Genomic DNA, 7,539 nt, shown 5'->3' with positions numbered 1-7,539 from the left:
GGTGGCCAGGGCCGGGATCGAACCGGCGACCTTCCGCTTTTCAGTCAGGTGCAAAATCGCAGGTCAGAGGGGTGAAATCCTGCACCGTGCGTTCCGCGTGCGTTCCGTCGGTCAGTGCTTCACGATGATCGAGCGAGGCAGCTCGACCGCATTCCCTCGCGCAGCGAGCTTGCTCAGTTCCACGGCGACCTCCTTGTCACGCCCGTCGATCGCGTGCAGATACCGGCTGGCGGCAGCGTTGGACGAGTGCCCAAGGCGCTTCTTCAGGTCCGCCAGGTTCGCACCGGTCAACGCAGCGAGGCTCTGCCCGGTGTGCCTCAAGTCATGGAACGTCACGGTGACGCCAACCCGGTTCCGAGCGCGGACGAACGCCTGGTAGATCGCGTTACCCCGCATCCGCTCACCGTCCCGGCCGACGAACATCCAGGTTTTGCCTGCCCACTTGTCCAGGTGCTCACGGATATAGGGACGCAGGTGCGGAGGGATCGATACCGGCCGCTTACCGGCGTCGGTCTTCGGGTCCTTATCGAACGCTTCGGCCGACTCCAGCAGCTCTACCCGGTTGCGCCGCACCCAGACCTCATTCGCCTCCAGATCTACGTCCTCCACCGCCAGGCCGATGATCTCGCCGCGGCGCAGACCACACCACGCCGCCAACAGCACCGCAGCCCGGTAGCGCGGAGTAATGCTCTCCACCAGCGCACCGACCTCCACGACGGTAGCCACGCTGCGTTCCTTCGCCCGGTCCGAGCCAGCGCCCTTGATCGTGCACGGGTTGACCGTGATCGCGCCGTCCCGCTTGGCCTGGTTCATCACCGCCCGCAGGAATCGGTACGACTGCTGAATAGAGGTCTTGCCGCCCGGACCTGCTACAGCTTTCGCGTGCCAACTACGCACAACCGGACCCGTAATTGCGATCAACGGCTTGTCGAGCAGTTCCACCATGTGCAGCCGCATATTGCGCAGGCAAGTTTCTTCCCACCGCCGACCGACATCCGGATTCTCACGCAAATACGCCTTGGCGTACTCCCCGAACGTTTGCCGACCCAGCTTTTCGTCCAACCATGCGCCACGGCTGATGTCCGCTTCAACGTTGACCAACCAGCGATCTGCGTCGGTCTTCGTCCGGAAGGTATTCGGCGCCGTCTGCCGCCTGCCGTTCGGCCCGATGAACGAGGCTTGGAACCGGCCCGAGGGCAGCTTGCGCACAGTGCCGAAACGTCTACGCCCCATCAGGCAACCACCCTGCCGCCACTCCAGCGAACCTCGATCGGCTCGACCTTGCCCGCTTCGGCGTAAGCGTCCAGATCAGCGAGCTTGAACCGCACATGCGCGCCCACCTTGTAGAACACCACCCGCCGCTCGGCGACCAGCCGACGAATGAACCGCTCCCCTGTGCCCAGGTACTCAGCCGCGCCCTGCACATCCACGTAGCCGGGTCTGATATCCATCGCGCCCCTCCTATGCTGCTTGCCGAATTGCCGAAGTTTCTTGTGTCCCTGGTGGACTGGCTGCGAGTAGTGCTCTGGTGTACTCGGCGCGCCAGGTGATGCGCTGGGAGACCGCTGCCATGATCAGGTGATCGCGAGGCGGGACGTTCTTGTCGCCCGGTTCCACCGGGGTGATGATCAGATGCGAGCGGTCCGGTTTGACGATCCCGACCGCGGCGAGGGTTTGCCGAACGAACTCCGCGCGGTCGTGCTTGTGATCCGGGAGGGTTTTGTTCGACCAGCGGCGCGATACCAGCACCCGCCGCCCCGGCAGGCCCAACGTGTCGCGGCGATGCGCTTTGCCCTTGCAGCGGCCCGGCTGCGTTTTGGCGGTGGCGCCCTTGGGGACGATGCCGTAGCGCAGCCACACCGCGCACCGCGGCGAGCACGGGGTGTGGGTGAGTTCGGCGTGGAGCCGGTCGTAGTGTTCGGCCGCACGCCGGGACTGGGGTTCGAGGATTTCCGCGACCGACTTGGTGAGGTACTTGGTCAGGTAGCGGACCTTCTCGTCGGCTTGCGGTGTGCCGCCGAGGATGCCCTTGGAATCGACCTGGACACCGAAGCGGATCACGTGCGCCGGTTCCAGATCATCGGTGGAGTCGATGATGTCCAGCGCGTCGTCCCATCCGGTCAACGGCTGCCCGGTGGCGGGGTCGGTGAAAGTGCCGGCCGCGTGATCCCACACCGGCATGGTGTCACCGGAGTACACCTCGTTGTCGGCGTCGAACCGGGGCCACCACACCTGGTGATAGGTCGCCGCGGTCACCGCCCGGAACACCGCGTGCGGGATCGATCCCCGGATCGCCAAATGCAGGTGCGGGGCGCCCCGACGCTGAGGTTCCACGGTGGCGAAGTACTGCACGTCCCAGCCGACTGCACGCCGCAGGTTCTGAATCCAGCGATCCACCAGGGCCGCGAAATGCACGATGTCTCGGGCGGCACGGGTGTAGTCGTAGGAGTCCGGGTCCCGCGGGGAACCGTCCCCGCATACCTCGCCCTTGGAGTTGATCGCGCCGTCTTTGTGCACCAGCCCGTAGGACGGCAGGGTCAGCGTCACGAAGGTGGAGGGCCGGTACTTGCCTGCGTACTCGCGGCCGATGGTGGTCTTGGCGACCTTGTGCCGGGGCAGGTCCGGTACGTCCTGGCGTCGCCGGGTGGAACGCTGGCGGCGATCCTTGGGTGTGGCGTCCAGGTCCGGCAACCGGCCGCGGAAACCTGATTCGCGGAGTTGTTTGTCGATACCGGCCACGTCTTCGGCGGCGTCGTCCATCCGCTGCCGGTCGCCTTCTTCCTTCGCGGCCTGGTAGGCGGCGAACAGATCCGAACGTGTCGCGATCAGGTCTTTCTGCTGCTGGGTGGGTGCGCGCTTGTCGATCTCGGGTTCGGCGGTCATGTGCCAGCCCTCGTGGCATTGCGTCATCCGCAGATACCGGGCCTTGGCCGCGCACGCCGGGCACACGGATTCGATGGTGGACTTGCACGGGGTGCCGACGTAATCCACCCGCAGCGTTCTCGGGTCTTCAGCGCGCATCGGCACCGGGCGACGGCAGACATGCTGTTCATCAGCCAGCGCGTGGGCGACATCCCGGAAATCCGGCAGGCTACGGCGCTGTGCCGCGGTCTGCCGGATCGGGACCACCGAGTCAGTGTCAGTGGTAGTCGGTTCCATCTACGCCGCCTTCGGCCTGATCCAGTGATCCACCCGCGGCAGGATCACCGTCTCCGCGAGCGCATCCGAGCGACGGAACGCCAGTTCCACCGTGCCGGGGCCGGTGATCGTGGCCCGGCAGTCCAAGGCGCCGAAGGCGTGCGCCAGGTGTGAGACCCGGTTTTCGAAGTCGGCCGGGCAGTGGCCGTCGAGCATCCGCACCCGAACCCGATCCGTCGCCGGGCCGATCTGGACCCCGAGCAGGCGCGGGATGAATGTGCGGTCACCGCGGTCGATACTCAGGTGGCAGGCCCGCATCAGCTTGACCCAGCGACGGCGGTAGCGGTGCCAAGTCAGGAACCGGGAACGAGCGCGGCGGGTGACCCAGCGGTCGAACATCTCAGGGCGGGCACGCTGCCACAGCAACAGTCCGGCGACGGACAACACAGCAGCCGCCAGACCCACCGGCCACCCCAACCACACCCACGCCGCGACAACCAGCGCGAGGGGGATGGAGATCATCGGGAACAGCACCATCCACCACAGGCCGATCAGCGCTGCCCACAGCAGGTTCAGCAGCGCCAGCGCGAACCGGTCGGACGCGTCCAGGTGGGTGTCCTTGCGGATGTGAACGGTTTTGGTGGTCATCGGTTCGCCTCCGAGTTCGAGGGATCGAAGAGGGTCATCTGGTCCCGGCACTCCCAGCGCGGCACGTCTTTGGCCTTGCTGCTGGCGCGGCGCCGCTTGGACTTGGCGACCTGCTCAGCCGCCGCGGTGACGATCGGGTTCGACGGCCCTCCGCTGGTCCCGGACACGTCGCTACTCATGCCGCCCAGTCCCCGCCGTCGAAGTCGTGGTCGTCGCTGTTGTCCCACAGCGGGACAACCCCGGTCTCCACCAGCAGGTGCGCGGCGATCGCGGCCGAGTCCAACCCGGAACGCTCCAGGCGGCAGCGGCGACGCGCTTGCAGGTCGATGACGTTGTCGTCGTAGCGGTGGTTGCTCATGGCTGGGCCTCGATTTCAGGGACGCCGCACACTTCGCAGGTGCGGGAACGGGTGGAATTGCCCAGCGGCCACACCGTGGTGCGCCAGGACTCGGGGAAGGTGTGGCCGTGCTCGACGCAGCGGGCGGTGGCCTGGCAGCCGTCGCAGACGACCTTGTCGCCGTCGTAGACCCAGCCCACACCGCCCGCGGAATGGACGGTCAGATAGGCGATGGCCTGGGTGATGGAGTCGAAGCAGATCGTTTCGTTCTCACCCTCGGTGTAGTGGTCGCCGCAGGTATCGCAGTAGACGACCACGTGCTGTTCGATGACCAAACCGCGTTTCATGCCGCCATCGGCCCGTCGTCGGACTCGTCACCGAGGTCGTCGGGGTCGAAGTCGCTGTAGTCGGCTTGGGGTGCGAAGTCGATGCCGTGACCGCGCGGGGCGTAGTGCTCGCACAGTTCGGCGATGTCCTCACGCGAGACGAAGTACGAGCGCGCCCGCACGATGTTCGGCGTACCGTCTTCACGGACGTAGGCGACACCGGGTGTGGTGTAGGGGATTTCGTCGCAGCGTGCACCACGCTCACGCGCGGAGTCGCCGTGCACCATGCCGATCTGGGTCTTCTCATCCAGTCGCAGTGCGATGCGGATCGGGATCAACTGCCGTTGCGGCAGAGTGTCTTTCGACGGGTCCTGCACACAGGTGATCACGCAGATCCCCGGCGCCCGGCCCTGGGTGAGCAGCTTGCCGTAATGACGGTCGAACTTCTTGGTCGTGTCGGGTTCGGCGTAGGCGGTCATCGCCGCCGCCTCGTCCACGATGATCACGATCAGCGGCTCATCCACCGTCGGGACGTGCTTCTCGATACCGGCTTCCATGCACCGCGCCGCCCGCTCGAGCATCAGCGCTTCAGCGTCGGCCATCATCGCGACGATGCCCTCATCGGTGTACTCGAAGCGGGTCAACAGCGCTTTGCCGCGCCCGAACTCCATACCGCCCTTCGGGTCGGCCACCCACAGCTCCACCAGCCCGGACGCGATGGCCGGGGCGAGTCCGGCGATGATCGCCCACACCAAACCGCCTTTACCGGCGTTGGTGCCGCCCGCGATCAACAGATGCCGGTACAGCAGCGCCAGGTACCAGGTGCCGCCGTCTTCGAGTACGCCGACGGGGATCGCCTCCAAGTCCACGCCGTTGTGGACCCCCGACACCTTTGTCGGGTCCGCGAGTGTGTCGAACACCCGCAGTTGGAGACGAACCACCCCCGGATCGGGGAAGACCACGGTCACCTTCGGCACCGCCAGCACTTGCGCGAACGCGTCGAGGGCGTCCTCACCTGCCCAGTCCTTGCGGGTCTGTCCGGCCATCATCAGGAAGTCGATCTGAAGGCCGTAGTCGGTGTAAACCCAGTCCTCCAGCGTCGGGAACCCGCTGTCGAGCGAGCCGAGCCCCAGCGCGGCGAACATGTACGGCCGCTGCCGAGGATCAGCCACCACCAGCACCGCCGTCCGCAGCTCGACCGGAGCCGCCGCGGCGACCTCACGAGCATCACCAGCCGGTTGCACACCCGTACCGAACGCAGCCAGCGACCGCAGCCACCAGAACGCCGACGCGCCCGTGCACATACCGCCAGCGAGCATCACCGTTCCCGCGACACTCATCAGAACCCCCCACCTTCCCGGCCACGCTCCAACTCGCAGAACAACCGGCACCCCTCCGGCGCCGGAGAGGCCGGAGCCATCTCGAACTCAGACCGACCCGGCCCGGAGTCCTCGCAGAACATCACGCACCCACGCGAAGCCGGAGCCGGACTCGTCGTGGTAGCCACCACCGAGGAGGACGCAGCGGCCGGGACAACCGGAGCCGGAGCATCCGGCGTCTGGTCCACCAGCACCCCGACCCCGGCCAACACGGTCACCAGCGCGGAAACACCCGTCGCCACAGCAGGAACAAAAGCAGTCATCTCAACCCCCAACAGGAACAGCGATCGGCAGCATCGTTTGCTGCGGTCGCGAAGAACGAACAGGACGAACCGACGCGACAGGCGCCGGACGAAGCTCAGCCACCCGCACCGGCTCAGGCACCGGCAACGGCTCAGGCACCGGCACCACAGGCACGGGCTCGGGCTCGGGCTCGGGGACCGACACCGGTCCCGGCTCAGGCTCGGGTTCGGCCGGGGCCTGCTCCGCGGCAAGCTCGACCACCGGAACGGGAACCGGCTCCGGTGCCGAATCACGTTGTGCCGCACGGATCAACAGCGCCAGCCCGTGCGTATCGGCCAGCAAGGAAATCGGGGCGATCGCAGCCACCAGCGCTGAGGCCCACCACGGCAGTTCTCGACCGGCCGCGACCGCGTGCAGCGAGTTGCCCGCCACCGACACCACCGAGCCGATGACCAGGACGGTGACGAAGAACCGGCGCTCCGGAGCGTTGGCCAGGACCAGCACGCCGAAGGTGGCCAGCAGGATCGTGCCGTCCACGATCAGCGGGAACAGCCACGCATCCGACGCCGGGATGTGCGCCAGGACCGCGAGATCCTTCAGCGTGGCGAAGCTGAGCCGGAACGCCGCGGCCCCGACCGCGATGATGATGACCACGGCGGACCAGCGCGCAAGACGCATCCCCGCCGACTGATCCGCCGTATTCATCGTCAGGCCGCCTTGTCCGACGATGCCACCGCAGCCTCGACCGCATCGTGCTCGGCCAACACCACGGGCAGCTGAGCCAGCAGAGACTGGGCATCCTCGATGTCCAGGACCAGCCAGCTATCCGACCGGTTCAACGACACCGACACCCGCGCCGGAAGCCCGCCGTAAGCGTCCTGCGTCTGCGGCCGGTAACGGACAGTGATCCCCTCATACCCGTGCACCGAGGTGCTGAAGAACGACATGATCACGCCGCCTTACCGGTCGAGTTCGGGCGGGCCGCGCCCGGATCAGCCGGAGCCTGCTTCGCACCGGAGTTGTCGCCCTTGATGCCAGTCGCGCGGATGTAGAAGCCGATCGACTTGAACTGGCCGTTACCGACAATGCGAGGCTTGAGCAGCAGCCCCTCCAGCTCGATCGGACGCAAGCCCTCCATGACCTCCGGCTCCGACGGAACCGGCATGTGGTCAGCAACAAACGTGATGTCGAAACTGGCCTGGTTCGCCTTGCCTCCCGCCCGGTCCATGATCGTCGCCTTCCACAGGCGCTTACCCGAGCCGTTGCCCTCCCGGTCGTAGTCGACCGCCTGACGCTTCGGCGCGTTGCGGTCCTCGCTGAACTCGGTCTGCGACTCGATGTCACCGAGCAGCAGCACACCCTTCGGGAACACGGAACGGAAGTCGGTCGGGATCCACATGTCTTTCAATGCCATTGCCTTCTCCTTGTCAGGGCCGTATGGATACTCGAAGTGGATGTTCTATGGTAC

At 66.5% G+C, this 7,539-nt stretch carries 11 protein-coding genes; all 11 read right to left on the bottom strand.

What is annotated here, in order from left to right:
• Positions 1-111: 111 nt before the first annotated feature.
• Positions 112-1,209 (bottom strand): site-specific integrase, encoded by a 1,098-nt coding sequence (locus ABZW96_RS36765; protein WP_355081411.1) that lies wholly within the window; start codon positions 1,207-1,209, stop codon positions 112-114.
• A 23-nt stretch (positions 1,210-1,232) separates the two neighbouring features.
• A complete protein-coding gene (locus ABZW96_RS36760) occupies positions 1,233-1,451 on the bottom strand; it encodes an excisionase family DNA-binding protein (RefSeq protein ID WP_355081410.1) in 219 nt (72 codons plus the stop codon).
• 10 nt (positions 1,452-1,461) lie between these two features.
• Entirely contained in the window at positions 1,462-3,129 is a 1,668-nt protein-coding gene (locus ABZW96_RS36755) for a replication initiator (RefSeq protein ID WP_355081409.1), read from the bottom strand.
• Between the two features lie 30 nt (positions 3,130-3,159).
• Positions 3,160-3,786 (bottom strand): hypothetical protein, encoded by a 627-nt coding sequence (locus ABZW96_RS36750; protein ID WP_355081407.1) that lies wholly within the window; start codon positions 3,784-3,786, stop codon positions 3,160-3,162.
• Positions 3,783-3,965: a hypothetical protein gene (locus ABZW96_RS36745; protein WP_355081405.1), complete on the bottom strand. Its 183-nt coding sequence runs from the start codon at positions 3,963-3,965 to the stop codon at positions 3,783-3,785. Before ABZW96_RS36745 ends, ABZW96_RS36750 begins: the two co-directional genes overlap by 4 nt.
• Positions 3,962-4,144, bottom strand: a complete 183-nt coding sequence (locus ABZW96_RS36740; RefSeq protein ID WP_355081403.1) for a hypothetical protein — start codon at positions 4,142-4,144, stop codon at positions 3,962-3,964. The genes ABZW96_RS36745 and ABZW96_RS36740 overlap by 4 nt, the downstream gene beginning before the upstream one ends.
• Positions 4,141-4,470, bottom strand: a complete 330-nt coding sequence (locus ABZW96_RS36735; RefSeq protein WP_355081401.1) for a hypothetical protein — start codon at positions 4,468-4,470, stop codon at positions 4,141-4,143. The genes ABZW96_RS36740 and ABZW96_RS36735 overlap by 4 nt, the downstream gene beginning before the upstream one ends.
• Positions 4,467-5,789: a hypothetical protein gene (locus ABZW96_RS36730; protein WP_355081399.1), complete on the bottom strand. Its 1,323-nt coding sequence runs from the start codon at positions 5,787-5,789 to the stop codon at positions 4,467-4,469. The genes ABZW96_RS36735 and ABZW96_RS36730 overlap by 4 nt, the downstream gene beginning before the upstream one ends.
• A gap of 303 nt (positions 5,790-6,092) precedes the next feature.
• Positions 6,093-6,776: a DUF2637 domain-containing protein gene (locus ABZW96_RS36725; RefSeq protein ID WP_355081397.1), complete on the bottom strand. Its 684-nt coding sequence runs from the start codon at positions 6,774-6,776 to the stop codon at positions 6,093-6,095.
• Positions 6,777-6,778: 2 nt separating this feature from the next.
• Positions 6,779-7,024, bottom strand: a complete 246-nt coding sequence (locus ABZW96_RS36720) for a hypothetical protein (protein WP_355081395.1) — start codon at positions 7,022-7,024, stop codon at positions 6,779-6,781.
• On the bottom strand, positions 7,021-7,485 hold the full coding sequence (locus tag ABZW96_RS36715; protein ID WP_355081393.1) for a hypothetical protein: 465 nt from the start codon (positions 7,483-7,485) through the stop codon (positions 7,021-7,023). The genes ABZW96_RS36720 and ABZW96_RS36715 overlap by 4 nt, the downstream gene beginning before the upstream one ends.
• Between the last annotated feature and the right edge of the window lie 54 nt (positions 7,486-7,539).

Source organism: Nocardia sp. NPDC004168 (assembly GCF_040610355.1).
In the GTDB taxonomy this organism is placed as follows: Bacteria; Actinomycetota; Actinomycetes; order Mycobacteriales; family Mycobacteriaceae; genus Nocardia; species Nocardia sichangensis.
The sequence above is the reverse complement of the archived record's forward strand: the minus strand, read 5'-3'. Positions and strand labels throughout refer to the sequence as shown.